We start from the raw sequence: 23266 nt of genomic DNA, 5'->3' as shown, positions 1-23266 counted from the left end.
GTTTAAAATGTTTCCCCCTAAATATCTTTTTTGATTTCAGAAACGATATTTTCCAAAACAGCTCGCTTGGCAACCATGATTGCATTTTTAAAAGCTTTTGCGTTTGAATTTCCATGACCAATAATACAAACTCCGTTGATTCCTAAAAGATGAGCTCCACCATATTCCTCGGAATCCAACTTGTTTTTAATCATTTTAAAAGAAGGAGTAATTAAAAATCCGCCAATTTTTCCAGAAACAGAAGCGTTAACCACTCTTTTTACTTCAGAAAAAAACACCGAAGATATACCTTCCATTAATTTTAGTACCACATTTCCGATAAAGCCATCACATACAACTACATCGGTTTTTCCTTCAGGAATATCATTTCCTTCAATGTTGCCCACAAAACCCTCAATAGATTCTAATAATTTATGTGATTTCTGAAGAAATTCGCTCCCTTTTTCGTGTTCCTTCCCAATATTTAACAAGCCAATTGTCGGTTTATTAACTCCTAAAACTTTTGATGCATATGATTTCCCCATTACCGCAAATTGAAATATATTATGCGGCTTACACTCGACATTTGCTCCAGCATCCAAAAGAACAACGAGTTTATTTAAGGTTGGAACAACAACAGCAATTGCCGGCCTGGAAACACCTTTAATCCGTCCAATTTTTAACAAAGCAGCGCTCATGGCCGCACCTGTATTACCAGCTGACACCATAGCATTAGCCTTGTTTTCTTTTACAAGTTGAGCGGCAATTGAAATTGATGAATGGGGTTTAGATTTAACAGCTCTGGCTGCATGTTCTTCCATTTTAATTATGTCTGGGGCATTTTCAATACGAATATTTTTAGCTGAACCAAGTTTATTTAATTCGCTCTTTATTTGACTTTCTAAGCCAACCAATATTATATTAATTCCCGGCTCTTGAGCTGCAAGATAGGAACCTTTAACTATCTCTCTGGGAGCAAAATCACCTCCCATGGCATCAACCGCGATAGTAACTGAAGAGCAATGCACCTATTACTTAACCTCCAAAACTTGTTCACCGTCATAATATCCACATTCCGGACAAACATGATGCGGCAATTTTTGTTGATGACATTGAGGACACTCAGATGTTACAACTATTTTAATTTTTTTATTCTGGGATCTCCTTGAATCACGCTTCGCCCTAGACTTTCTTCTCTTAGGAACTGCCAATTAAAAAACCTCCTTCTTAATCCCTGTTTTTTTCCAATTCTTCTTTGAGTTTTTTCAACTTTAACAACCTTACATCAATCTTTTCATCTAAACAATTACATTTACTTAAATTTAAATTTTGCCCACATTTAAAGCAGAGTCCCTTACAATTTTCTTTGCAAATTGGCCTTATTGGCAATTCAAGCAAAAAGGCCTGTTCAACAGCACCCCGTAAATCAATTTTGTTATCAACAACCTTAAAGGTCTCTTTGGTATCAAATTCATTTTTTTCGAGTGTAAAAACTTCATCAAGGTTTACTTTCACTTTAGCTTTAAACTCTATTAAACACCGATTGCATGTAAACCTCAGTTTCCCTTGAACATCTCCCTTAACCAGCAGCTCTAAACCAACATTTTCTATAAAAAAATTGAAATTTAGCGGACCGGTAAAGTTTAATTTTTTTCCAGCATATAATGGCTTAAATTCATTCTCGAACTTAAACTCTTTTTTGGTCCCTACTGTTGTTAAAATATCAGATACATCAATAATTAATGTGTTCATATTTTTATTAAATTAAACTTAGTTATTTTAACATAATTGAGCTAATACATAAAAAAGTTCTTGCAGGTCTTTTTACAAGAACTTTTGAATTATAAACTACATAGCAAACTTTAAGATTTAGGCTGTATCTTTCCTTGCAACCTATCTCTACCTCTTTGAACTGCCGCAAGAAGTTTTCCCAAGTTAACTTCAAGATTTGCAAGCATCTCGTCAGCATAATCTTCTGCACCTAAACGAATTTCTCTTTCCTTTTCTTTTGCATCTGAAATAATTTCATTGGCCTTGGCTTCGGCCATCTTTACTATTTCTTGCTCTGATGCAACCTGTTCAGCATTTTTACGAGCTTCTTCAATGATTGCGTTTGCTTCTTTATCAGCTTCAGCTAACATCTCTTGTCTCTCTTTGACAATCCACCTTGCTTGTTTAAGCTCATCGGGTATAGACGCACGCATCTCGTCTATGATATCAAATAGCTTCTGCTCATTTATCATTATTGAGTTACCTAAAGGAAGCCTTCGTGCTGTGGTAATAATATCTTCAATTTTATCAATTAAAGTCATTATATCCATTCAAAATCCTCCATTCTAAATTTTAAAGTTTGAAAACTTTTCTAAATCCTTTTTCGACTTCTTTGGTAACAAGTCCTTCTATGCAACCACCAAATTTTGCAATTTCCTTAACGGCACTTGAGCTTAAATAGGCATATTTTGGACTTGCCATAACAAATATTGTTTCAATACTCTTATCCAATTTACGGTTAAATTGAGCCATTTGAAACTCGTGTTCAAAATCAGAAACTGCCCTTAATCCTTTAATTATCGCACAAGCTTTGTGTCTATGCGCAAAATCAATTAAAAGTGAGTTAAATGACTCAACTTCAACATTGCTTAATTTCGAATTTTCTTTTATGGCCGATTCGATAAAACCAATCCTCTCATCTAAAGAAAATAATGGATTTTTTTCGGTTTTTTCGAAAACACCTACCACAACTTTTTCAAAAAGATAGGCCCCTCTTTCAATAACATCAAGGTGTCCGCTCGTTATTGGATCAAAACTACCCGGACAAACAGCAACTTTCATATTTCTCCTCTCAAGTTAATCCATAAAAACTTAAGCTTGCGTCTCCATATTTACGTGTAAATTTAAGGCCTAATTTTTCTTCTGTTTGCTCCGGAATTCTTTTCGAAGAATGTTCCAAAATAATTAAACCATTTTCGCTCAAAACATCTTTCAAGACAAGTTCTTTAAATATGGAGTTTAGCATACCGGATTCAATTTTATAAGGCGGATCTAAAAAAATTAATTCAAATTGTTCTTTTTCAGAAGAAAAATTCTTTAGGAAACTTTGTGTAGTCATCTTCAATGCTACCGCTTTTTTTGATAAGAAGGTTTTGTTAAGATTTTCGCAAATTGCTTCAACTGCTTTGGCGCTACTATCAACAAATACAGCTTTTTGAGCCCCTCTGCTCAAGGCCTCAATACCTAATGCTCCCGAACCAGCATACAAATCAAGAACCCGCGCTCCCACAACTTTGTCTGAAATTATGTTAAAAAGCGCCTCTTTTACCCTATCAGATGTGGGCCTTGTGCCTAATCCTTTCGGTGTTATTAACTTGTGTCCTTTAGTGCTACCTGAAATTACACGCATTTTTTAAATTCAGTCTCCAAAAAATTTAATTAAACAATCCTCAGTTTTGAAACAACCAATCCAGGTTTTTTGAAAATCTTTGTTTAACTGTTCTCATTAACGGTTTATTGATGGGTAAACTTAAATCTGGGTCCTCTTCCACTATAGCAAAAGCTTCTTTCCTGGCCCTGAGAAGAACATCAATGTCCCGTGTTAATTTAGCTAATTTAAGATCAGGAAGACCGGATTGACGTGTGCCAAAAAGTTGACCTTCCCCTCTAATCTCTAAATCCACCTCCGCCAGTTTAAAGCCATCTTTTATTTCTTTTATAGCTTTCATTCTGGCTTTCGATTCTTCAGTAGAAAGATTGGCAAATAATATACAGCAAGACTTATGCTCACCTCGACCTATCCTTCCTCTTAATTGATGAAGCTGTGAAAGGCCAAATCTGTCCGCGTTTTCAATTAACATAACAGAAGCATTTGGTACATCAATACCAACTTCAATAACTGTAGTTGAAATAAGTATATCAACCTTACCTTCGCGGAACCTCTCCATCACTCTATTTTTTTCTTCTGATTTAAGTTTTCCATGAATTACGTCAACCCTAAGATCCGGAAATACCTTTTCTCTTAGATATACAACTTCGTCCATGACCGCTTTTACTTCAAGTTTATCGGACTCTTCAATTAAAGGGCAAACTATATACGTTTGTCTGCCTTGTTTTACTTCGCTTCTCACTTTTTCGTACGCTTTTTTTCTGTGCCGGTTATTACATATATAAGTCTCAACGTGTTCGGAAAAATCTCTTCCACCGGGCCGTTCTTTTATAATAGATACATCTAAGTCACCATATAATGTAAGTGATAGAGTTCTCGGAATAGGAGTTGCTGTCATTATTAAAACATCAGGACAAGCTCCTTTTTCTTTTAATTTCATTCTTTGCTCAACACCAAAGCGGTGTTGTTCGTCTACAACAACTGCTCCTAAATTTTTAAATTCAATTTTTTCTTGGATTAAGGTGTGAGTGCCAATGACAATATCAATATTTCCTTTACGTATCTCCTCTTGAAGCTCCTCCTTCTTTTTGGCAGGCATACTTCCTGTTAAATTTGCAGAGACGATATTCAATTTATCTAAAATTTCCTTCGTTTTAAGAAAATGTTGATTAGCAAGCACTTCTGTTGGAGCCATAATAGCTCCCTGATAACCGCAAAAAACCGTCGTGAGTAAAACAGCTAAAGCTACCACTGTTTTGCCAGAGCCAACTTCCCCTTGCAATAAGCGACTCATCGGACGCGAACTTGCCATGTCATTGACAATATCATTAGTGGTTCTTTTTTGGTCAGCAGTTAACTCAAAGGGCAACAATTTAAAAAATTGGTTAAGTTTTTCTTCGTTAATAACATGCTTAATTCCAGCCACATTTTTTTCAAATCTCTTTTTCTTAATTGCCAGCCCTAATTGCATCAAAAAAAGCTCATCAAAAAGCATTCTCTTTTTTGCTTTTTCTAAGTTGGATTTAGACGAAGGAAAGTGAATTTCTTGTAAACTAAACGAGATATTTGAGAGCTCTAATTTTTTTCTTAATTCAACGGGCATGTAATCAGGAATATCGAGAAACTCAGTTAATAAATTTTTAATAATTCTTCTTATTAGTACCGGTGAAAGGTCTTGAGTGGCTGGATAAATTGGGATAATGCGGCCGGTATGAACCGATTCAGCCTGTCTCTCATCAATTACATCGAAAAGTGGATTTTGAATTTGCATCAACCCAAACCTATAAACAATCTTACCACTATAAGCAACCTGCATGCCTTCTTTTAATTTATTGGCAATGTAGTTTTGGTTAAACCACGTACCGTAAACGTAACCGGTACCGTCAAAAATTCCAATGCTTAAAATCCGGGTTCCGTTTCGGCCAATATGTTTTCTTATGTTCTTAACGATACCGACTACGGTAACTTCTTCTTCAACCTTAACGTTCGATACTTTTTTTATCTTAGTAAAATCAAGGTATCTGTGCGGAAAATGGAATAAAAGATCCCCCAAAGTCTCGACACCCAACCGCCTAAACCGTTTACCGGTTGTGGTTCCCACATACTTGACCGTTTCTATCGGTTTATCAAGCAATAAAATTTTTTCAATTGAGTCAAATTTTGAAGAACTCTTAAAGGATGGAACCACATTCTTAAGCTCCTTTAAATTATTTGTTTGCTTGGGAACTGGATTAAATTTAACATTGGGCAATGCGCAATCGATGCCTTGAAGGTACTTAGCGAGTCCCCCAATTACTGAGGTATTATTTATACCAAATTTTTCCTCAAGCTCTACTAACTTATTTAAAAACTTTTCAGCCATAAAATTATTCCTGGTAATAAACTAATGCGACAGCACCGGGACCGGTATATGTTCCGATAACAGCGCCAACCTCGCCCTCGATTATTTGGTTTGATTTAAATCCTTCTTTCAAGAGAAGTTCCTTTAAATACGCTAGATTGTCAGGAGCATCGGCATGCGCAACGACTAAACGATATGGTTTGTCTTGATCTATGTTTTCTCTCGCAATAGAAACAATTTCTTGTATGGCTTTTCTGGTTCCTTTCGCTTTCTTATAAGGCGCCACCAGGCCATCTTCCAGCGTAAGAATCGGCTTAATTTTTAACAAACTACCAACTAACGCTTGCGCTTTTCCAATGCGTCCGCCCAAATGAAGATATTTTAAAGTGTCAACAACAAATAAAATCTTTGCTCTATCCCGTGCTTTATTAACAATTTGAACAATTTCCTCGGCAGTTTTTCCTTCATCTCGCGCTTTAACGGCCAAATCAACTAAAATGCCGGTTAATAAAGACGCTGATTTTCCGTCAATTACAGTAACCGGTATATTTATATTTTCACTGGCTATCTGAGCAGATTGAACTGTGCCGCTCAGTTTTAAAGAAATATGAATTGAAATAATATGTGTGTGGTCACGAGATAGTTTTTTATAAACTTCCTCAAATTGAGCAACAGTTGGTTGAGATGTCTTTGAAAGAACATCTGAGGCCTTTAATTTCCTATAAAATTCTTTTGGTTTGATGTCGACCCAATCTTTAAACGACTCTTCCTTGAAGCGAACCATTAAAGGCACCATGTAAACATCATGTTCTTTATAGTAAGAAAGTTCAAAATCAGCAGTACTGTCTGTTACAATTGAAACATTCTCTGTCTCCATCTCAATCAACCCCTTTTTTTACGTTAAATTTCAAATATTATCCATTCTGCTTGTTTATTCCACTCCGATAATTAAAGGATAAAGAGCTTGTCCTCCTTCATGAATTTCTATTTCTATGTCGGGATACTCTTTTGAAATAATTTTAGATAGCTCTTCTAAATCTTTTTCTTTTACTCCTTCTCCAAACAAAAGCGTGACCACTTCACTTTCGTCATCAAGCATGTTGTTTATTAGCTTAGTAGCTATTTTTACAAAAGATTTTCCAGAAACGTTCACTTCGTGATCAATAAGACCAATGAAGTCACCCTTTTTAATTTTACCAATTGAATTTTTTGAATTCCGAATCGCTTTTGTTATTTCACCGGTCTTTACATTAGACAAAGAACTCATCATGTTTTTAACATTTAAAGCAAAGGGCTTTTCTTCTTCAAAAGCCAAAAGAGCCGATAAAGCTTGAGGAATAGATTTCGTTGGAACAACACCAATCTCTTTTTTTGTAAGTTCTGAAACTCTTTGAGCAGCCATAATTATATTTTTATTATTTGGGAGAATAATAACCTTTGATGCGTTAACATCTTCAACTGCCTTCAAAATATCGGCAGTACTTGGATTCATAGTTTGCCCCCCGTTTACAATCCTTTGCACGCCTAAACTTGAGAGTATTTTCTTAATACCTTCACCGCTTGCCACCGCAACCAGTCCAACTTTACCTGTATCTGCCATAATTTTTTCGGTTCTTATCGCAGCCTCCTCTTGCATGTTATTTATTTTAATTTCCGATACAGAACCTTTATTTGTTGCCAAGCTTAAAACCGTGCCCGGCTCATTGGTATGTATGTGAACATGGGTTAATGTTTCAGAACCAACAACTAAGAGCGAATCCCCTAAAGGGGCAAGTTGTTCCTCAAATTTAGAAAGCTCAATTCCGCTGCTTTTTAAAATAAACTCGGTGCAATATTGGTACTCTAAAAAAATCTCTTCTGTGGGCTGTAAAACTGGCACATTAAATTCTGTCAGCTCCTCATGTTCCGCCTCACCTTTTATCGCAGATAAAATGCCGCTTCCCATAATCGCTAATCCCCAACCGCCTGCATCAACAACTCCCGCTTCTTTAAGAACGGGCAGAAGCTCGGGTGTTCTCATAACAGATTTCTTTGCCTCATTAAGGATATATTCTAAAAACACATCCAATTCAACTTCCTTATCAAATTTTTTTGAAGCAGCGGCTGTATCTTTAATTACGGTTAGCATTGTTCCTTCTACGGGTTTTCTAATAGCTCTGTATGCAACCTGCACGCTATTCTTTAATGCCTCTGCCAGAAAAACTGAATTAACGAATTCTTTCGAAGATAAAATTTCACAAAAGCCTTTAATTATTTGAGAAAGTATTACGCCTGAATTTCCCCGTCCACCCATGAGTGAACCATATGTAATCGTTTTACAGATTTTTTCCATCGTGTCAGGTTTAGTCTTTGAAAGTTCGTTGCAAACAGCTTCCATTGTAAGAACCATATTTGTTCCGGTGTCACCATCAGGAACAGGATAAACATTGAGCTTGTTTATCTCTTCTTGGTGTCGTTTAAGAGCACTTAAAGAAGCTCTTATTAGATTTGGTAGGTCTTTTGTAGTCAGCATTAACACAATGTGAGCCTTTTCGTGAAGTTACTTTCTTGTTTTAACTCTTTGGATATGAATTTCTACATTATCTACTTCAAGTTCGACATATTTCTCAACCTCGTACTTAACACGTTCAACAAGATTCCGGGCAACCTCGCTTAAGTTTGTTCCATGTTCAATTATTATATATAAATCAATCTCAACTTTATCGTTTAAAACTTTAACATTGACACCTTTTTTTAATTTATCACGTGTCAATATTTGAGCAACTTCAACTTTGGCGCTTGGACTAGCCATCCCCGCAATGCCATAACTTTCAAGCGCCACATGACCGGCTAGATCTGCTATTACATCGTTGGCAACATTTATTTGCCCAAGATGCTCTTCTTTTTTGTTCATTGCAGTCACCACCTTGAACTAAATCATATATAATATTTGATGATTATAATATAATAAAAAAACATAAAAACCAAAACCTTCTTGCAAAAAACTTTTTACAATGCTAATATTTCTCGAGCATAAAAGATATTAAAACAGGAGTGTTTAAATTGTCAAAGAAATGTGAAATTTGTGGGAAAGGCCCGTTATTTGGAAAAAACGTGAGCCATTCACATAAAAAAACGTTAAAAAAGTGGAAAGCCAACATACAAAAAATACGGATAGTTGAAGACGGGGAAACTAAAAAAACAAATGTTTGCACAAGATGTATCAAGTCCAACAAAGTAACAAAAGCTTAAAAACCTCACCAATTAACTTCAAAATTTTCAAAAAAAGACGGAATGGATTGAAAGTTACCCTTTCCAAGAGAAATAGCTTTTGAAATTCTCTCAGTAACATATAGTTTAGCCAACTCTACCGCTTCAGGTACATCTTTATTTAAAGCAAGCTGAGAAGCCAATGCGGAAGAGAAGATACAACCGGTCCCTTTGACATTTTTATTTATTCGTTTGCTTGAATATTTCCGCTCAATATTTCCGTTGAATAAAAAATCCGTGCACTCATCGCCCTGAAGATGCCCTCCTTTGATTAGCACCCATTCCGGGCCAAGTGTTTTTATCGCTTCAGCTGCTTTTTTCATGTCATCAAAATTCTTTATCGAAAATCCAGTAAGTCTTTCAGCTTCAGGGATGTTTGGTGTAACAACCCGAGCGATTCTAAACAGACGAATCTTCATTAAAGATACTGCCGATGGTGAAAGAAAAGATGTCCCACTGGAAGATTGAATCACGGGGTCAATCACAATATTTTTCACTTTAAGCTCTTCAAAAAAACTTGAAACAACTTCAACTGCTTCTATAGAAGTAAGAGCTCCAATTTTAACAGTGTCAATTCGCGTATCAAGAAAGACTGCTTCCAACTGTTTGGAAATTATATCAGAAGACAATCTCTCTATGCTCAACACCTTAGAACTATTTTGAGCAATAACTGCAGTTAAAATACTGTAAGGGTATACTCCTAAATCGGCACAGGTTAATCTATCTACCTGAATTCCGGCTCCCCCGCTCGGGTCCGAGCCCCCAATAACCAATATCTTCTTTCCTTTCAATTAGAGCTCCTCTTTTCTAAAATGATCATATCCTTTGGTTAGCGGTCTTTTTGAGCCATCTTTTTTCAAGACATAAACACCTTTTTGCTCATCAATAATTTCACCGACCAAAGTTAATGTTGTTCCTGTTTCAGAATAAACCCGATGAATAAGTTTCTCCATTTTTTCTAAGCCCACCGTTAAAACAATCTCATAATCTTCTCCACCATAAAGAACAAAATATTCAGATGGCTTTTTGGCAATTTCGGCGACACCTTTTACTCCATTCGCAATAGGCAAACTCTCTTCATGGATAACGGCCCCTACTCTGCTAGCATTGCAAATATGATAGATTTCGCTAGCCAGGCCATCGCTTATATCCTCCATTGCGTGTGCTCCGCAAATTGCTGAAAGCCTTGCTTCTTTTAATCTAGGAACTGGTTCAAGGTGAGATTTTATCAAATATTCGTCACCTTTAATTTTTGAATTCAACAGAAAAAGGCCGGCTGAAGATGCACCCAACTTGCCGGTTACCAAGACCTTGTCACCAACCTTCGCGTCAGCCCGTTTTCTTAAAAGATGGGGCTCTACTTTTCCAACCATCGCTATATTAATTGACAAGGAACATGGAGAAGCAACCGTATCGCCGCCTACTATTTTAAAATCGTATTCTTTAGATACATCAACCATTCCTTCATATAACTCTTCTATAAAATTAACCTTCGTTTTGGGCTTGATACCTAAAGAAATCAGAGCGTAGGTGGGTATAGCCGACATTGCTGCAATATCGCTGATGTTAACCAGCATCGATTTGCGACCTAATTGGTAAGCGGATATGGTGGACAAGTCAAAATGAACTTTTTCTATCATAAAATCGGTGGTCAAAACGGTATAGTAATTTGAAGGGGAGCGAACAACGGCTGCGTCGTCACCAATGGAAACAATTATATCTTCATCTTCAACACCAACTAAATTGGCAATTTTCTCAATTATTCCTGTTTCCCCAATATCTTCAATATACATATGCTTTTACACCCAACTCTCAGTTATTTAAATTAAAAATTAGAAGTGAAAAATTTAAAACTACCTGCTTGTCGATAAGCACGGTATAGAATAATTTAAACGGAAAACCCTTAAAGATAATATTTATCACTAGACCAGCATCTGTTGTTAGGCAAGCTGTGCTTGGAAACCATTTTTATTTTTTCATTATCGTTTTTCGTTCTTCATTTTTCATTCTTCATCTCCAGCTTTACCCATTATCCATTACCCTTTACCCTTGTCTTGTTTTTCCTAAATATTCATCAATAACCTTTAAAGCGCAAAAATCTCCGCACATCGTGCAAACATCTTCACCTTTCTTTTTTCTTTCCTCATATCCTTCTCTTGCTTTTTCGGGGTCAATTGCCAGCTTTATTTCTTCTTCCCAATCCAAGCGCCGCCTGGCTTTAGCCATTTCCAAATCCCAATCTTTTGCTCCAGGAATCTTTTTTGCAATATCAGCTGCGTGAGCAGCTATTCTTGAAACAACCACCCCTTCTCTTACATCTCCAACTGTCGGTAGGCCAAGATGCTCACGTGAAGTGACATAACATAAAAAATCCGCACCTGCCGAGGCCGCCAGAGTTCCTCCAATTGCCGAAGTAATATGATCATATCCCGGCGCAACATCAGTTACTATGGGTCCTAAAACATAAAATGGAGCACCTTTGCATATCTCTTTCTCCAGTTTAATATTCATTTCAATTTGGTCAAAAGGCACATGGCCCGGCCCTTCAACCATCGTTTGTACTCCTGCTTCCCGAGCTCTATCCACTAATTCCCCAAGCGTTAAGAGTTCTTGAATTTGCGCACGGTCAGTAGCATCAGCTAAACAACCGGGCCTCATCCCATCTCCGAGACTTAAGGTAATATCGTATTCTTTCGCAATATTTAACAGCTCATCAAATTCTTCATAAAGTGGATTTTCCCTGTTGTTATGCAAAATCCAGCCTATTGTAAATGCCCCGCCACGACTCACCACATCCATTATTCGACCATCTTTATTTAAAGCATCTAAGGCTTTGCGTGTTACCCCACAATGGATAGTCATAAAATCAACACCGTCTTTTGCCTGTTTTCTGATAACTTCAAAAATATGCTCTTTAGTCATCTCAACAATGCTTCCAAGTTTAAATTTAGCATCAACGGCTGCTTGATAAATTGGAACCGTTCCAATTGGAACGGTTGACTTTTTCAGTATTTCCCTGCGAATTGAATCTAAATTTCCTCCCGTGCTGAGGTCCATAACTGTATCGGTTCCTACCTCAACCGATACTTCTAATTTTTTTAACTCTTCTTCAAGAAAAGGATAATCTTCCGATGTTCCAATATTGGCATTAACTTTTGTCGTAAGACCTTTGCCAATACCAACAAACTTGCTAATAGAATGATTGATATTGTTGGGTATCACTACTCTCCCATCGGCAATTCTTTCCAATAAAATTTCGAGCTCGATTAATTCATTTTTAGCAATGTTTTTTACAACTTCAGGGACTTCGCCTGCTTGAATTCTCTTAATTAAGGTCACTTTAATCCTCTCCCAGTTTTGATAAAGCAATTTGTGCCGCTTTTTCTCCGGACAACATCATTCCGCCAAAGATTGGCCCCATTCTATGGCCACCGGCTACTGCATTGGCTGCCATCCCCGCAACAATAAGACCGGGGTAAACTTCTTTGGTTGTATCCAAAAGAATTTTTTCACCCACATCAGCCCACATCGGTTTTTCGCCCTTAACGTTCAACTTCACCCCGGGTATTTTTCTTTCAATCACCCGACAAACTTCGGCATCGTGTCCCGTCCCATCTATAACAACTTTAGCGGAAATCGATAAAGGATCGACATGCAAACCGGCCATATCAACTGCTGTCCAGTTTATCACCAAGCCGGTAATAGCATCATTTTCTCTTATTACTACATCCTCAACACTCATTAAATTAAAAATTTGAACTCCAAAATCGCAAGCCCGGCTTATAAGCTTTCCAACCGACTCCACCGAGCTGGCAATGTAATAACCCGGCTTATATTCGGTGTAATGTATTCCAAAATCATCTAAAATTCTGCAAGCTTCCGACTGCACTACAATACGAGGAAACATCATACCGCCTCCCCACATTCCTCCTCCTACAGATAACTTTTTCTCAAACAAAACTGTCTTGACCCCTTCTTTGGCCAAACAAGTAGCTGCAACTAAATTTGCCGGACCTCCCCCAACTAGGGCAACATCGACCTCAGAATACTCTATAAAAACACTTAAAAATTCTTCAACTATCGCTTTAGTGATTGTAACCTCATTTAAACTCATGATTAGCCTCCCTAACCTTTTTTATTTTTTTAGACAAATTACAACTGGCTCCTTTCATATTAGAAGCAAAAGCCACCGCCGAAATAACCGCAACACCATCCACTCCTGACTTTAATACCGATCCCACATTATCAACTGAAATTCCACCAATACCTACCACCGGAACGTTAACGCTTCTTTTGATTTCAATCAGCCCTTTAATCCCTATGGGTTTACGCGCATTATCCTTAGTTGAAGTCGGGAAAATCGGGCCAACTCCAATATAAGATGCTCCATCACGCTCAGCTTCAATTGCTTCCTCAATATTTCCACAGGACACACCAATTATGCTCTCTGGCCCAAGTATCATACGAGCAGTCTTAACAGAAATATCTCCTTGTCCAAGATGAACCCCTTCGGCCTTAACTGCCTGGGCAATATCGAGCCTATCGTTAATTATTAAGGGGATGTTTGCTCTTTGTGTAATTTTATGAATCTTACAAGCCATCTCTAACAACTCTCTAGAAGATTTATTTTTTTCTCTATATTGAATAACCGTCGCGCCACCTTCAGTTGCCGCTTTGGCAACCTCAAATTGACTTCTTTTTAAATTGGGCACTTCACAGGTAATTACATAAAATGATAAATCCATATCAACCTCACAAAAATAAAAAATCCGCTAACCAGCGGACTACACATTATTAAATATCTGCATCCCTTCGCTGGTATTATCCAAACAGGTTTAAAGGGTCTTTTTCGCCAAACTACAACGAAAAACTCTCAGCAAACGCTCCCCTTGCAATCCTTATTAAATTATAACTAAATACTATCGCGACTTCGTGTATCCGTCAAACCTGGCTAACGGTTACCTAACCTATTCAATGCTTCTTAAAATCAGATACGGGTTTACTGCTCTTCCTCCGCCGGGATGAACCTCAAAATGGAGATGACATACCCCGCCTCTCGCATTACCACTATCACCAATATAGCCAATAACCTGTCCGGCCTCCACGTGTCCTCCTGCTACAGCGCACTTATCCAAGTGCATGTAATAAAAAAGATCCCCGCTATCGCCGGATAGATATATGGTTTTTCCCCCATTCCGACTAGAACTCATTTTTACTCTCCCGCTAACGCAAACGTAGCAAGGTGTCCCTTTTGCGGCAAAAACGTCGCATCCTTGGTGAAGATGACCTCTTCGAGGAGCCAACCATGTATCGCTGTATGCGTAAGGCCTGGAAACAGGGAAACAACTTATCTTAACTCCCTTAATGGTGCGCGGAGTAACACGTGGAGCACTCTTTAACTCTTTTTCAATTACAGAGAATAAGCTTTTTGATTTTTTAAATTTCTCATCCAATTCTTCCTTTTTTTTGTCCAATTTCTTCAATAATGCCTTTTGTTGAGTTCGTTTCTCTTCTAGTTCTGCTTTCTGCTTTTTTAATTCAATCTTCAGCTCTCTTGCTTCTCTAATTACCCTTGCTTCCCACGCGCCAACCCTCTCACATAAATAAAAACAAGTTAAAAAATCGTTAAAATCAGTTGAATTCAATAGGACTTTCAAGAAACTCAGATTTTCCTGAGTATAAATAGCTTTTAATCGCAAATCTAATAATGCTTCTTTTGTTTTGAGCTCTTTTTCAATCAACTCAAGTTTCACCATTGTCTCTTCTTCACCGTTAATTGTTTCGATATATTCGTTATAAGCCGAATTATATTCCCTCGTTATTCTGTTAAGTTGCGTCTGCAAACCATTAACTTCCTCTTTAAACTTTTCAGCTTGCTTTTGTTTGCTTAAAGTGACACACGCCCCAACAGAAGGAATTAATAAAATAAATAATAAAGAAATAACCGTAACAAAAAAAACTTTTGATTGTCGAATTCTTATCTCCTCCAAAGATTCGCAAATTATTATAATCATATTACAAGACGAAACTGCAAGCAATTTAAGTTAACCTACAAAATATTTTTGCCTTAAAATTGTTTATGTTATACTTTTTTCGATTTAAAAAATAAAACAAGTTGGAGGCAAAGTGAACGCTCAAATAGTTATGAGTTTAGTTGGAGGATTAGCCCTTTTTATCTACGGAATTCAAAAAATGGGAGACGGACTCCAAAAAATAGCCGGCGATAGAATGCGTAAAGTATTGGAAGTTTTAACCACCAAACCATGGCGAGGGGCTATGGTTGGGGCTGGCGTAACAGCTCTCATTCAAAGCAGTAGCGCTACCACGGTTATGTTGGTCGGCTTTGTAAATGCGGGGTTAATGAACCTTCAGCAAGCAATTGGCGTAATTATGGGAGCAAACGTAGGAACCACTATTACCGCTCAGATGATTGCATTTAAAATTGACCGATTTGCGCTTCCTGCTATCGCAATTGGTTTTGCCTTAACTTTTTTTAGCAAACGAAAACTTTTTAAATTTATCGGAGAAACAATTTTAGGATTTGGTTTACTTTTCTTCGGTCTTAACCTTATGAAGGATGCTGTGGTTCCATTAAAACAAAGCACCGAATTGATTGCCTTTCTAACTAATTTTGGCCAAAAACCACTTTTAGGAGTACTTGCCGGAATGCTTATTACAGCTGTAATTCAAAGCAGCAGCGCCACAATGGGCCTCGTTATCGCTGCCGCAACATCCGGCTTGCTTACCATTAATTCCGCAATTCCCATTGTCTTGGGAGCAGAAATCGGTACTTGTATAACAGCCATGCTGGCAAGCATTGGCACATCACTTGCTGCCCGGCGGTCCGCCGTAGCTCATTTAATGTTTAATGTTCTTGGAACTGTAATATTCTTAACTATCTTACCGTTCTTTATTAAAATGGCAACTTTTACCTCCACTAATATCGCCAGACAAATAGCCAATGCTCAAACATCATTAAATATAATGTGTACCTTGATAGGGTTACCTCTGGTTGGCCTATTTTCAAAAGTGGTTACCATTCTGGTACCCGGGGAAGAAGTAATTGTTGAGCGGAAAACCATTTATTTAGACCCTCATATTTTAAACGCTCCATCGTTCGCGCTAGGACAAACAACTAAAGAGATTGCCCGAATGGCTCGCTTAACTCTTGAAATGATCGATTATGATTTAGAGATTATGTTTAATCCAAAGAAGAATTCAAGAAAACACGTTGAGCAAAGAGAAGAAGCTGTTGATAATTTAGCAGCCGAAATAACAAAATACCTTACTAAGGTTTCTCAAAGCTCAATGAGCCCCGAGCAATCAAGAAGATTTACTATTCTTATGCATGTTGTGAATGACGTTGAAAGAATCGGTGACCATGCTGAGAATATCATGAAAATTGTTGACGAAAAAAACATTGAAAAAATCCCATTTTCCAAAAATGCTGAGGATGAAATACAAAAGATACACTCCCACGTTAAAACAATGTACAGCAATATGGTAGTCGCTTTCGAGGAAGATGATGCCGAAAAAGCCAAGAAATATCAAAGACTTGAAAATAAAATTGACAAGATAGCTCGTAATGCTCACCTTGAACACATAAAAAGATTAAAAGATGGTGTCTGCTTCACTCAGGCCGGAATCATGTTTTTAGATATAATAAATCATTACGAAAGAATTGGAGACCTTGCAAATAATCTTGGTTACGCAACTCGAGGAGAAATAACAAAACTTTAATAATTTAACATCGGATCTTTGTCCAAATATACTTCTTTTTTAAGAATTCCAATATAGGGTAAATTTCGATATTTTTGTTTATAATCCAGCCCATATCCAACCAAAAAAACATCAGGGACATCAAATCCCTTGTAATCGATGGGCATATCGACAATCCGACGAACTGATTTGTCTAATAAAGTACAAATTTTTAAACTTGCGGGCTGTCGGGCTTTTAAATTATTAGTCAGATAATTTAGCGTCAAACCGGTATCAATTATATCTTCTACAACCAAAATATTCCTGCCCTCAATGCTTTCTTCTAAATCTTTGATTAACTTTACCGCACCTGTGGTCTCTGAAGATGGGCCATAACTTGAAATCGCCATAAAATCTATTGATATACCTATATCAATACTCATTATGAGATTAGAAAGAAAAACTACCCCACCCTTCAATATGTTTATTAAAAGCAAGTCTTTACCTTTATAGTCACAGCTAATTTTCTTACCCAAAAAATCAACTTTCTCTTGAATTTCTTGTTTCGTAAAAAAAACTCTCTCAATGTCATCGCTTAAATTATTGCCTTGCAAACTTTCAACCAATTTAGCTTCTCCTTACAAAAAAAATTAATAAATTTAATACATATTACTATAGAAGGTGTTTAGGAACAAAGAAGTAAATTAATTTTTGTTTTTCTCGCTGCCATGAAACCCATATTTTATCAACAGATTTTTGAAATCTTTCTGATAAAAAATCTTTATATTAACATCGGGATATAACTCTTTTAATCTTCTTACTTTTCGGTTTTTTTTAGTTACTAATTTTTGATTCATCGTTGTAAGTTCAATATATAAGTTAAGATCAGAAAGATAAAAATCCGGAGTAAAACTCTGAACAACATTGCCCTTCTTGTCCCATTCTATTGGGAATGTTTTTGGCTCATAAAGCCACCGAATGTGATAAAAATCAAGAATACTTGCGCAAACACGTTCGCTGGGATGAGCAAACTTAACTTCATCTGCCTTTATAAACCTTAAAACAACCTCTTCTTTTTTCTCAAAAGCTTTTAAATTATCAGACAATTCTTCCATCCTCCTTAACAATATCTTATAATAACTTAATAATTTTTTCTTATAAAATATTTTATTAAGTTAAAAAGAAATGGTGCTTTATGACACTAGACAAATGCATTGCACATTACATCCTTGCGACACTGAGTCAAATTAGTCTATTAATAGCTGGCCTTGGAAGCGGTTTGTATTTAATTTTAAAAAAGACAAGTCCAGACTCCACTTCAAAGGATTTTTTTTTAAAAAAACAGTACAAACTTAATCTTGTCTGTTTAATTATTGGCTTTCTTTTTTTTACAACCTCTTTTATCATAGGGCTAATACAAGCTAAAAATTTGTGGGGAGCTTATTGGAGTTGGGATGTTAAGCAAATAGGTTCTGTCATCTTGTGGTTTTATTATTTTGTTACCTTGCTGACAATCGGCTGGTTATCGTTTTTTGAAAAGAAAAATACGACCAGCATCTCTTCTTGGCTGATGATAAGCGGGATTGTCATCATGAGTGTTAATATTTTTGTATTGAATATATTCTCTAAATTACATCATTTTCTTTAACAAATATTTTTAAGTTTGTTCTGAATATGTTTCCAATGTGTCCCTTTCCAGTAATACCTCCCGCACAATGGACAAACACTGAAATTATTTTGTGTTTTATAAACATGAAGAGGAACTTCGCTTTTTACTTCAGACTTAGGAATTGGTTTAAGCTCAACATTACACTCAATACACCTTTTCAGACTCTGGGAACAGTTTAATTTAAGACTTTTAATCAATTCAGCAAGCTGAACATCCAAATTGTCGGAATTTACCATTAATGCTTTCACGATACCTTTTGCAATGATGCTTCTTTTTATTAATTCCGTATCTCGAGTTAAGATAATCCGACTTTCCTTTTTGGCAATATTTATCAATTCTCGACCCGCGATATCACTAAAATAAACTGCATCATAACCTATTAAACGCAACCATTTAGCAAGACGGCCGCACATCTGATTAACGATAAATTTTGGTCTTTCCACATTTTTCAACATGTTTTTAGAGAAATTTTAACCTAAGAGGTTTGAAAATAATTTTTTATGGACTTTTGTAAAAGTAAATTTTTAAGTTCTTGTGTTAGTTTTATAAGAGCAGAAAGTTCCTCCATGGCTTTAATTTTACCTTCCTCACTTTTTTGCTTAAAACTGGGTAAGAGAATTTGTTGGTAAAAAGAAGCTTCTCGCTCGGCAAAATTTTCGTAAAAACGTATGTGACGAGGTTCTATGCCAAAATCTGCTAATTGTTTTACAATTTTCATTATTTTTACATCAACGGAGCTATATACTTTCCCTTCTTCGGTTTCTTCGGGTTGAAGTATATTGTATGTCTCAAGTCTTTTAATTTCCTCAAAAGACAAATTAGATATATTGGGAACATCGTCTATTTTTACCCCTTTTTGTTCCTGATAAATAGTCTCTTCATCTAAAGATGATGCTAAATTTTCTGCTGTATCCGAATAAACTTCTTTGCCAAACGAAAGCGACTTAAGTTTGGATTTTATTATATTTAAAGGAAGAAAATTGTCTTTTTGCAGTCGCAATATTGTTCGAAGTTTATCTACATCCACTGGTTTAAATTTTCTATAACCGCCCGAGGTTCTCTCCGGCTTAATCAACCCTTCTTCCTCTAAATATCTAACTTTACTTATTGAAAGATCAGGGTAATCTTTACGAAGCTCCTTAACAACTTCGCTAATTGTTGCATAATCTCTCTCGGAAGACCTAAACACTTCATCATCACCTTCCAACTATCTTGGTTTAGTTAAAAAAACCAGCTTAAATCTTCCAATTTGAATTTCATTGGTGTTCTTTAATCTGACTTCTTCTACCAACTCATTATTAATATAGGTGCCATTCAAGCTCCCCATATCTCTTAATATTGCCCCCTCGGAATCAAAATTTATCTCAGCATGTTTTCTCGAAACTGTTATATCATCTAAGAAAATATCGCTTCCAAGATGCCTCCCAATCGTGATTTTGTCTTTATTCAACAAAAATTTTTGTCCGGCAGTTGAACCTTTTTTAACTATCAAAAGTGCCCCTTCTTCAGGCACTTCATTAATCCCCACCTCAACTTCTTTTTGTTTATCTGTAATGGGTTTAAAAGATATTGTCTTTTCTGGGTTTGTGTTTTCTTTTAATTGAGAGCCACATTTTTGGCAAAATTCATCCAAATCTTTGTTTTTATATCCACACTTTTTGCAAAACACTTTTTTACTCCTTAAATTTGAAATCTTGCTCTAAGAATGCTTTTTTAAGCTCATCGTCAATCGCTCTTAAAATTTCCGGGTCTCCCAAAATGTGAGTTAACCTTTCTTCATCAACCCTATTTTTCACATAAGCATCTTGCAAGATTGAGGAGAGATTTCTTCCCGCGTGGAGCTCTTTCACTACATAATTTATTACCCTCTCCTCCATAATGTTTAAACTCATCTCTTCAAACGCTTTTTTTACTGCTTCAAAAAACTTACTTTCCGGCAACTTTGCTACCTCCTCTGATATATTTGCAATCATGCTTAATATTCATCTTTTTTACTTAAGTTTCCTCTTTCCCTTCATGTTTTTCGCTTTTTTTAACACCTTTTTCTCGTTCTTTAAATTTTTTTAAGATATCTTTCTTTACAATCTTCTCCTGGTTTTGGTGTTTGCCAAAAAACACGTTTCCTTTTTCGCTCAAGGAATGAAAGTGCTTTTGCGTTGGAGTTAGAAAAGCTTCTTTAGTGCTAGAACGAACGTTTCTTTGAGTATCTTTGTCAGCCATAAAAACCTCCTCACTCAACTTTTTCTTTATCTTAAAATCCTTTTACACCTTTAGCAAGAATCTCACTCAAACGGTCAATATCTTTCTTGGAGACATCGCCCTTGTTCTTCTTAAGCCTATCTACTAATTCAGCTCTAATTATATCTATTTTCCCATGCAAAATCCTTCTTTGACATGAGAGCTTTTCTTCTTCTTCGCCTATTTTTCTTAGAATTTCTTTTAATTCTTCGTTAGATTTTTTATCCAAATTAATTAGAATGTCATCTTGACTTAAAAACCCTTTTGTCTCGGTCAACTATCTCACCTCTCTTTATATCTAAGTATATATCATTTTTCTTATTATAAAAAACTACTTCTTATTTTTTCCATAAAATTTCAAAAAAAGACTGTATGTGGTCGAGAAATTGCTCTAAAAAACCACTTTTGAAAATATTTTTATCAGCCAGTAGGCTAACCTTGCCTAATTCTTGCTGTTCATCAAAAATTTGTATTTCTCCAATCTTTTGACCTTTAGAAACAGGAAGTTTCGGGTATTTAACTGAAATGATTTTAATTAATTCAGGATGTTCTTTTTTGGTCAGTAAATAAAAATCTTTATCCGCAACTAAGTTTAATCTATCTTTCCATACAATAAGCGGTATTAACTCAACCGATTCTCCCTTTCTCACAATTTTTCTCATTTCAAACTCGTTGAGTCCATAATCTAAAATTTTCTTGGAATCTGTATAACAGTCTTCGCTTGTCGGTGCATTTAAAACTACAGAAATTACTTTTTTACCATCCTTCGTAGCCAAAGCTACGAGACAATAACCTGCTTTTTTGGTGTATCCAGTCTTAACACCTTTAATGTAATCATATTCTAAAACAAGCTTATTATGATTCGTTAAAACACGAGGATAAGGATTATCTGGCCAAGGAATGGTGTGCTTTTCTGTTGATACAATTTCCGCAAATTTCTCATTTTGCAGGCAATATCTTGCTATTAACGCAAGATCATAGGCCGATGAATAATGTCCATCTTGTTCTAGGCCTGTCGGGTTCATAAAGTGAGTATTTTTTGTCCCTAATTTATTGGCCTTTTCGTTCATCATTTTCACAAAATCTTCGACGCTTCCTCCAACATGCTCAGCTAAAGCAGCCGCAGCATCGTTACCCGATTTTAAAAGCACTCCGTACAAAAGATCTTCAACGGATCTCTTTTCGCCAGGAGAAAGATAAATCTCCGCCTCACCAACATCTGCGGCCAAAGAGCTGATTGTAATAATTTCATCAAAGGAAGCGTTTTCGATGGTGACAATACCCGTCATCATCTTGGTTGTGCTTGCCACGGAACGCTTAATATTCGGTTCTTTTTCCCAAAGAACTCGTCCTGTTTCTGCATCCATTAATAATCCTGAAGAAGCGCTAGTTTGCAGAGGGTCAACGCTTGCTAAAACCGGCCATGGCTGAGAAAGAGAAACAATAAACGCTAGGAAGATAACTGCAGTAAATTTGATAAATGTTAAAAACTTGCATTTTTTACTCTTCATTATGATTTGTTAATCTCTTAATTAAATTAAGTGATTTTTTTAACCTTTTCTTTGACTCGTTTTCTTTAAGAGCAATTTCTACTATTATAATGTCTCCTTCGTTACACTCAGGTGGCAATATTTTTCTGGGAAATTCATAGGACCCTTCAACTCCCTCAAAAAGAAGAACTGCAACATCTTTTTCAAATCGGTCAATTGAAGCTATTTTTTTCAACAAATCTCCTAATTTATTTAAAATTATATGCTTCCTATTCACCTATTAGTTGAAGCTTAAGACACCTGTTTCTTGGCTGGTCATCAAAGTCTATAAAAATTATTTGCTGCCATGCTCCTAAAGTTAACTCTTTATCTACAATTGGCACCGTGAGTGAAGGACCCAGCAGTGATGCCCTTAAATGAGAGTGGGCGTTTTGTCCGCCTAAATCATTGTTGTGTTTATAGTAGTGATGATTTTGAGGAATTAATTCTTCAATGATATTTTTAAAATCATCCAACAAACCAGCTTCGCATTCTATGGTAGTTATCGAACCCGTTGCACCCGGAACAAAAATATTCACCATTCCGTTTGATATACCACTTTCTTTGACGACTGTTTCTATCTGTTGCGTTAAATCAACAATATCTACATTCCCTTTAGTTAAAAAACAAATTTCTCTACCTACAACCATCTTTCTCCTCCTAAAAATAATTTTATTTAAAGCGTGTATAATTCCTTAGCTCTAATAACTTTTACACCCGCTGATTGTAGTGTTTTAATCGCTTCATCAATATCTTCAACCCGCAAAATAAGGATAGCAGAATCATGACTCTTTTCTGAAAAACTATATATATATTCTACATTTAAACTTTTTTTCTTTAATTCCTCAAGAATCCCTGCTAAACTACCTGGCTTATCGGAAATCTTTATTCCAAACACGTTTGTTTTGGTTGCAATAAATCCTTTATCTTTAAGAGCTGTATAAGCTTTGTCTGGTTTATTGACAATCATTCTTAGTACGCCATAATCAGCAGTATCGGCAACACTTAAAGCGCGAATATTAATATCGTTATCTCCCAAAACTTTTGTTGCTTCGGCAAGTCTCCCCCACTTATTTTCAAGAAAAACCGAAATTTGTTTCGCTTTCACCCTTTTGCTCCTTGTATTGAATTAAACTTTTCATTTATTAATAACTCTTTTGATTTGCCCGCGCCTCTTTCAATCA

At 36.2% G+C, this 23266-nt stretch carries 31 protein-coding genes and 1 riboswitch; of the genes, 3 read left to right on the top strand and 28 right to left on the bottom strand.

Features of this window, described 5'->3' with window-relative positions; all coding sequences use genetic code 11:
- Positions 1-17: 17 nt before the first annotated feature.
- The 10 genes from plsX to Q7U95_RS00305 all read right to left on the bottom strand — a co-directional run bounded on the left by plsX (position 18) and on the right by Q7U95_RS00305 (position 8592).
- On the bottom strand, positions 18-1007 hold the full coding sequence (gene plsX / locus Q7U95_RS00350; RefSeq protein WP_308751286.1) for a phosphate acyltransferase PlsX: 990 nt from the start codon (positions 1005-1007) through the stop codon (positions 18-20).
- 3 nt (positions 1008-1010) lie between these two features.
- Complete coding sequence (rpmF, locus tag Q7U95_RS00345) at positions 1011-1190, bottom strand: 50S ribosomal protein L32 (protein ID WP_308751285.1); 180 nt, start codon at positions 1188-1190, stop codon at positions 1011-1013.
- Positions 1191-1206: 16 nt separating this feature from the next.
- On the bottom strand, positions 1207-1731 hold the full coding sequence (locus tag Q7U95_RS00340; RefSeq protein WP_308751284.1) for a DUF177 domain-containing protein: 525 nt from the start codon (positions 1729-1731) through the stop codon (positions 1207-1209).
- 110 nt (positions 1732-1841) lie between these two features.
- Positions 1842-2300 (bottom strand): hypothetical protein, encoded by a 459-nt coding sequence (locus Q7U95_RS00335; protein ID WP_308751283.1) that lies wholly within the window; start codon positions 2298-2300, stop codon positions 1842-1844.
- 22 nt (positions 2301-2322) lie between these two features.
- A complete protein-coding gene (gene coaD / locus Q7U95_RS00330; protein ID WP_308751281.1) occupies positions 2323-2811 on the bottom strand; it encodes a pantetheine-phosphate adenylyltransferase in 489 nt (162 codons plus the stop codon).
- Between the two features lie 10 nt (positions 2812-2821).
- Entirely contained in the window at positions 2822-3379 is a 558-nt protein-coding gene (rsmD, locus tag Q7U95_RS00325) for a 16S rRNA (guanine(966)-N(2))-methyltransferase RsmD (protein ID WP_308751280.1), read from the bottom strand.
- A gap of 40 nt (positions 3380-3419) precedes the next feature.
- Entirely contained in the window at positions 3420-5720 is a 2301-nt protein-coding gene (gene recG, locus Q7U95_RS00320; protein ID WP_308751279.1) for an ATP-dependent DNA helicase RecG, read from the bottom strand.
- Positions 5721-5724: 4 nt separating this feature from the next.
- Positions 5725-6576 (bottom strand): DegV family protein, encoded by an 852-nt coding sequence (locus Q7U95_RS00315; RefSeq protein WP_308751278.1) that lies wholly within the window; start codon positions 6574-6576, stop codon positions 5725-5727.
- A gap of 54 nt (positions 6577-6630) precedes the next feature.
- Complete coding sequence (locus Q7U95_RS00310) at positions 6631-8211, bottom strand: DAK2 domain-containing protein (RefSeq protein ID WP_308751277.1); 1581 nt, start codon at positions 8209-8211, stop codon at positions 6631-6633.
- 27 nt (positions 8212-8238) lie between these two features.
- Positions 8239-8592 carry an Asp23/Gls24 family envelope stress response protein gene (locus tag Q7U95_RS00305; RefSeq protein WP_308751276.1) on the bottom strand — a complete coding sequence of 118 codons (354 nt, stop codon included), beginning with the start codon at positions 8590-8592 and terminating at the stop codon, positions 8239-8241.
- Between the two features lie 149 nt (positions 8593-8741).
- Here Q7U95_RS00305 and rpmB point away from each other — a divergent pair, with 149 nt between their 5' ends.
- Positions 8742-8930: a 50S ribosomal protein L28 gene (gene rpmB / locus Q7U95_RS00300; protein WP_308751275.1), complete on the top strand. Its 189-nt coding sequence runs from the start codon at positions 8742-8744 to the stop codon at positions 8928-8930.
- Positions 8931-8935: 5 nt separating this feature from the next.
- Here the strand turns inward: rpmB and thiD are convergent, their stop codons facing one another.
- From thiD to Q7U95_RS00270, 6 genes are all read right to left on the bottom strand, one after another.
- Positions 8936-9739: a bifunctional hydroxymethylpyrimidine kinase/phosphomethylpyrimidine kinase gene (thiD, locus tag Q7U95_RS00295; RefSeq protein ID WP_308751274.1), complete on the bottom strand. Its 804-nt coding sequence runs from the start codon at positions 9737-9739 to the stop codon at positions 8936-8938.
- Positions 9740-10741 carry a thiamine-phosphate kinase gene (gene thiL, locus Q7U95_RS00290; protein ID WP_308751273.1) on the bottom strand — a complete coding sequence of 334 codons (1002 nt, stop codon included), beginning with the start codon at positions 10739-10741 and terminating at the stop codon, positions 9740-9742. It abuts the gene before it with no gap.
- 250 nt (positions 10742-10991) lie between these two features.
- On the bottom strand, positions 10992-12287 hold the full coding sequence (gene thiC, locus Q7U95_RS00285; RefSeq protein ID WP_308751271.1) for a phosphomethylpyrimidine synthase ThiC: 1296 nt from the start codon (positions 12285-12287) through the stop codon (positions 10992-10994).
- A gap of 1 nt (position 12288) precedes the next feature.
- Entirely contained in the window at positions 12289-13062 is a 774-nt protein-coding gene (locus tag Q7U95_RS00280) for a sulfide-dependent adenosine diphosphate thiazole synthase (RefSeq protein ID WP_308751270.1), read from the bottom strand.
- Positions 13049-13693, bottom strand: a complete 645-nt coding sequence (thiE, locus tag Q7U95_RS00275) for a thiamine phosphate synthase (RefSeq protein WP_308751269.1) — start codon at positions 13691-13693, stop codon at positions 13049-13051. The genes Q7U95_RS00280 and thiE overlap by 14 nt, the downstream gene beginning before the upstream one ends.
- Before the next feature lie 45 nt (positions 13694-13738).
- Positions 13739-13848: riboswitch (TPP riboswitch) on the bottom strand.
- 67 nt (positions 13849-13915) lie between these two features.
- The gene (locus Q7U95_RS00270) at positions 13916-14962 is read right to left on the bottom strand and encodes a peptidoglycan DD-metalloendopeptidase family protein (RefSeq protein WP_308751268.1); all 1047 of its coding nucleotides are present in this window, start codon (positions 14960-14962) and stop codon (positions 13916-13918) included.
- Between the two features lie 112 nt (positions 14963-15074).
- Between Q7U95_RS00270 and Q7U95_RS00265 the strand changes: the two genes are divergently transcribed.
- Entirely contained in the window at positions 15075-16688 is a 1614-nt protein-coding gene (locus tag Q7U95_RS00265) for a Na/Pi cotransporter family protein (protein WP_308751267.1), read from the top strand.
- Here the strand turns inward: Q7U95_RS00265 and hpt are convergent.
- The gene (gene hpt, locus Q7U95_RS00260; protein ID WP_308751266.1) at positions 16685-17272 is read right to left on the bottom strand and encodes a hypoxanthine phosphoribosyltransferase; all 588 of its coding nucleotides are present in this window, start codon (positions 17270-17272) and stop codon (positions 16685-16687) included. The genes Q7U95_RS00265 and hpt overlap by 4 nt on opposite strands.
- Before the next feature lie 78 nt (positions 17273-17350).
- Positions 17351-17761: a hypothetical protein gene (locus tag Q7U95_RS00255; protein WP_308751265.1), complete on the bottom strand. Its 411-nt coding sequence runs from the start codon at positions 17759-17761 to the stop codon at positions 17351-17353.
- A gap of 80 nt (positions 17762-17841) precedes the next feature.
- Between Q7U95_RS00255 and ccsA the strand changes: the two genes are divergently transcribed.
- The gene (gene ccsA, locus Q7U95_RS00250) at positions 17842-18294 is read left to right on the top strand and encodes a cytochrome c biogenesis protein CcsA (protein WP_308751264.1); all 453 of its coding nucleotides are present in this window, start codon (positions 17842-17844) and stop codon (positions 18292-18294) included.
- Here the strand turns inward: ccsA and Q7U95_RS00245 are convergent.
- The 10 genes from Q7U95_RS00245 to Q7U95_RS00200 all read right to left on the bottom strand — a co-directional run bounded on the left by Q7U95_RS00245 (position 18291) and on the right by Q7U95_RS00200 (position 23190).
- Complete coding sequence (locus Q7U95_RS00245) at positions 18291-18758, bottom strand: Mut7-C RNAse domain-containing protein (protein WP_308751263.1); 468 nt, start codon at positions 18756-18758, stop codon at positions 18291-18293. The two genes, ccsA and Q7U95_RS00245, sit on opposite strands and share 4 nt — an antisense overlap.
- A 32-nt stretch (positions 18759-18790) precedes the next feature.
- Complete coding sequence (locus tag Q7U95_RS00240; protein ID WP_308751262.1) at positions 18791-19504, bottom strand: MerR family transcriptional regulator; 714 nt, start codon at positions 19502-19504, stop codon at positions 18791-18793.
- 18 nt (positions 19505-19522) lie between these two features.
- Positions 19523-19984 (bottom strand): FHA domain-containing protein, encoded by a 462-nt coding sequence (locus Q7U95_RS00235; RefSeq protein ID WP_308751261.1) that lies wholly within the window; start codon positions 19982-19984, stop codon positions 19523-19525.
- Between the two features lie 4 nt (positions 19985-19988).
- Positions 19989-20255 (bottom strand): hypothetical protein, encoded by a 267-nt coding sequence (locus Q7U95_RS00230; protein WP_308751260.1) that lies wholly within the window; start codon positions 20253-20255, stop codon positions 19989-19991.
- Between the two features lie 55 nt (positions 20256-20310).
- On the bottom strand, positions 20311-20535 hold the full coding sequence (locus Q7U95_RS00225) for a hypothetical protein (protein ID WP_308751259.1): 225 nt from the start codon (positions 20533-20535) through the stop codon (positions 20311-20313).
- A 31-nt stretch (positions 20536-20566) separates the two neighbouring features.
- Entirely contained in the window at positions 20567-20830 is a 264-nt protein-coding gene (locus tag Q7U95_RS00220) for a hypothetical protein (protein ID WP_308751258.1), read from the bottom strand.
- Between the two features lie 61 nt (positions 20831-20891).
- Positions 20892-22064, bottom strand: a complete 1173-nt coding sequence (locus Q7U95_RS00215; protein ID WP_308751257.1) for a D-alanyl-D-alanine carboxypeptidase family protein — start codon at positions 22062-22064, stop codon at positions 20892-20894.
- Entirely contained in the window at positions 22054-22278 is a 225-nt protein-coding gene (locus Q7U95_RS00210) for a DUF3006 domain-containing protein (RefSeq protein ID WP_308751256.1), read from the bottom strand. Before Q7U95_RS00210 ends, Q7U95_RS00215 begins: the two co-directional genes overlap by 11 nt.
- Before the next feature lie 34 nt (positions 22279-22312).
- A complete protein-coding gene (locus tag Q7U95_RS00205; RefSeq protein WP_308751255.1) occupies positions 22313-22732 on the bottom strand; it encodes a secondary thiamine-phosphate synthase enzyme YjbQ in 420 nt (139 codons plus the stop codon).
- Between the two features lie 26 nt (positions 22733-22758).
- Complete coding sequence (locus Q7U95_RS00200; protein WP_308751254.1) at positions 22759-23190, bottom strand: ACT domain-containing protein; 432 nt, start codon at positions 23188-23190, stop codon at positions 22759-22761.
- Between the last annotated feature and the right edge of the window lie 76 nt (positions 23191-23266).

The sequence above is a fragment of the Candidatus Oleimmundimicrobium sp. genome, from assembly GCF_030651595.1.
In the GTDB taxonomy this organism is placed as follows: Bacteria; Actinomycetota; Aquicultoria; order UBA3085; family Oleimmundimicrobiaceae; genus JAUSCH01.
This window is presented reverse-complemented; position numbering and strand designations above follow the sequence as displayed.

Bases quoted from the DNA above. Each gene is read 5' to 3' on its own strand.
- Q7U95_RS00340 (WP_308751284.1), bottom strand. From the start codon at position 1,731: ATGAACACATTAATTATTGATGTATCTGATATTTTAACAACAGTAGGG.
- Q7U95_RS00335 (WP_308751283.1), bottom strand. From the start codon at position 2,300: ATGGATATAATGACTTTAATTGATAAAATTGAAGATATTATTACCACA.
- coaD (WP_308751281.1), bottom strand. From the start codon at position 2,811: ATGAAAGTTGCTGTTTGTCCGGGTAGTTTTGATCCAATAACGAGCGGA.
- rsmD (WP_308751280.1), bottom strand. From the start codon at position 3,379: ATGCGTGTAATTTCAGGTAGCACTAAAGGACACAAGTTAATAACACCG.
- recG (WP_308751279.1), bottom strand. From the start codon at position 5,720: ATGGCTGAAAAGTTTTTAAATAAGTTAGTAGAGCTTGAGGAAAAATTT.
- Q7U95_RS00315 (WP_308751278.1), bottom strand. From the start codon at position 6,576: ATGGAGACAGAGAATGTTTCAATTGTAACAGACAGTACTGCTGATTTT.
- Q7U95_RS00310 (WP_308751277.1), bottom strand. From the start codon at position 8,211: ATGCTGACTACAAAAGACCTACCAAATCTAATAAGAGCTTCTTTAAGT.
- Q7U95_RS00305 (WP_308751276.1), bottom strand. From the start codon at position 8,592: ATGAACAAAAAAGAAGAGCATCTTGGGCAAATAAATGTTGCCAACGAT.
- thiL (WP_308751273.1), bottom strand. From the start codon at position 10,741: ATGTATATTGAAGATATTGGGGAAACAGGAATAATTGAGAAAATTGCC.
- Q7U95_RS00280 (WP_308751270.1), bottom strand. From the start codon at position 13,062: ATGAGTTTAAATGAGGTTACAATCACTAAAGCGATAGTTGAAGAATTT.
- thiE (WP_308751269.1), bottom strand. From the start codon at position 13,693: ATGGATTTATCATTTTATGTAATTACCTGTGAAGTGCCCAATTTAAAA.
- Q7U95_RS00270 (WP_308751268.1), bottom strand. From the start codon at position 14,962: ATGATTATAATAATTTGCGAATCTTTGGAGGAGATAAGAATTCGACAA.
- Q7U95_RS00255 (WP_308751265.1), bottom strand. From the start codon at position 17,761: ATGGAAGAATTGTCTGATAATTTAAAAGCTTTTGAGAAAAAAGAAGAG.
- ccsA (WP_308751264.1), top strand. From the start codon at position 17,842: ATGACACTAGACAAATGCATTGCACATTACATCCTTGCGACACTGAGT.
- Q7U95_RS00225 (WP_308751259.1), bottom strand. From the start codon at position 20,535: ATGGCTGACAAAGATACTCAAAGAAACGTTCGTTCTAGCACTAAAGAA.
- Q7U95_RS00215 (WP_308751257.1), bottom strand. From the start codon at position 22,064: ATGAAGAGTAAAAAATGCAAGTTTTTAACATTTATCAAATTTACTGCA.
- Q7U95_RS00205 (WP_308751255.1), bottom strand. From the start codon at position 22,732: ATGGTTGTAGGTAGAGAAATTTGTTTTTTAACTAAAGGGAATGTAGAT.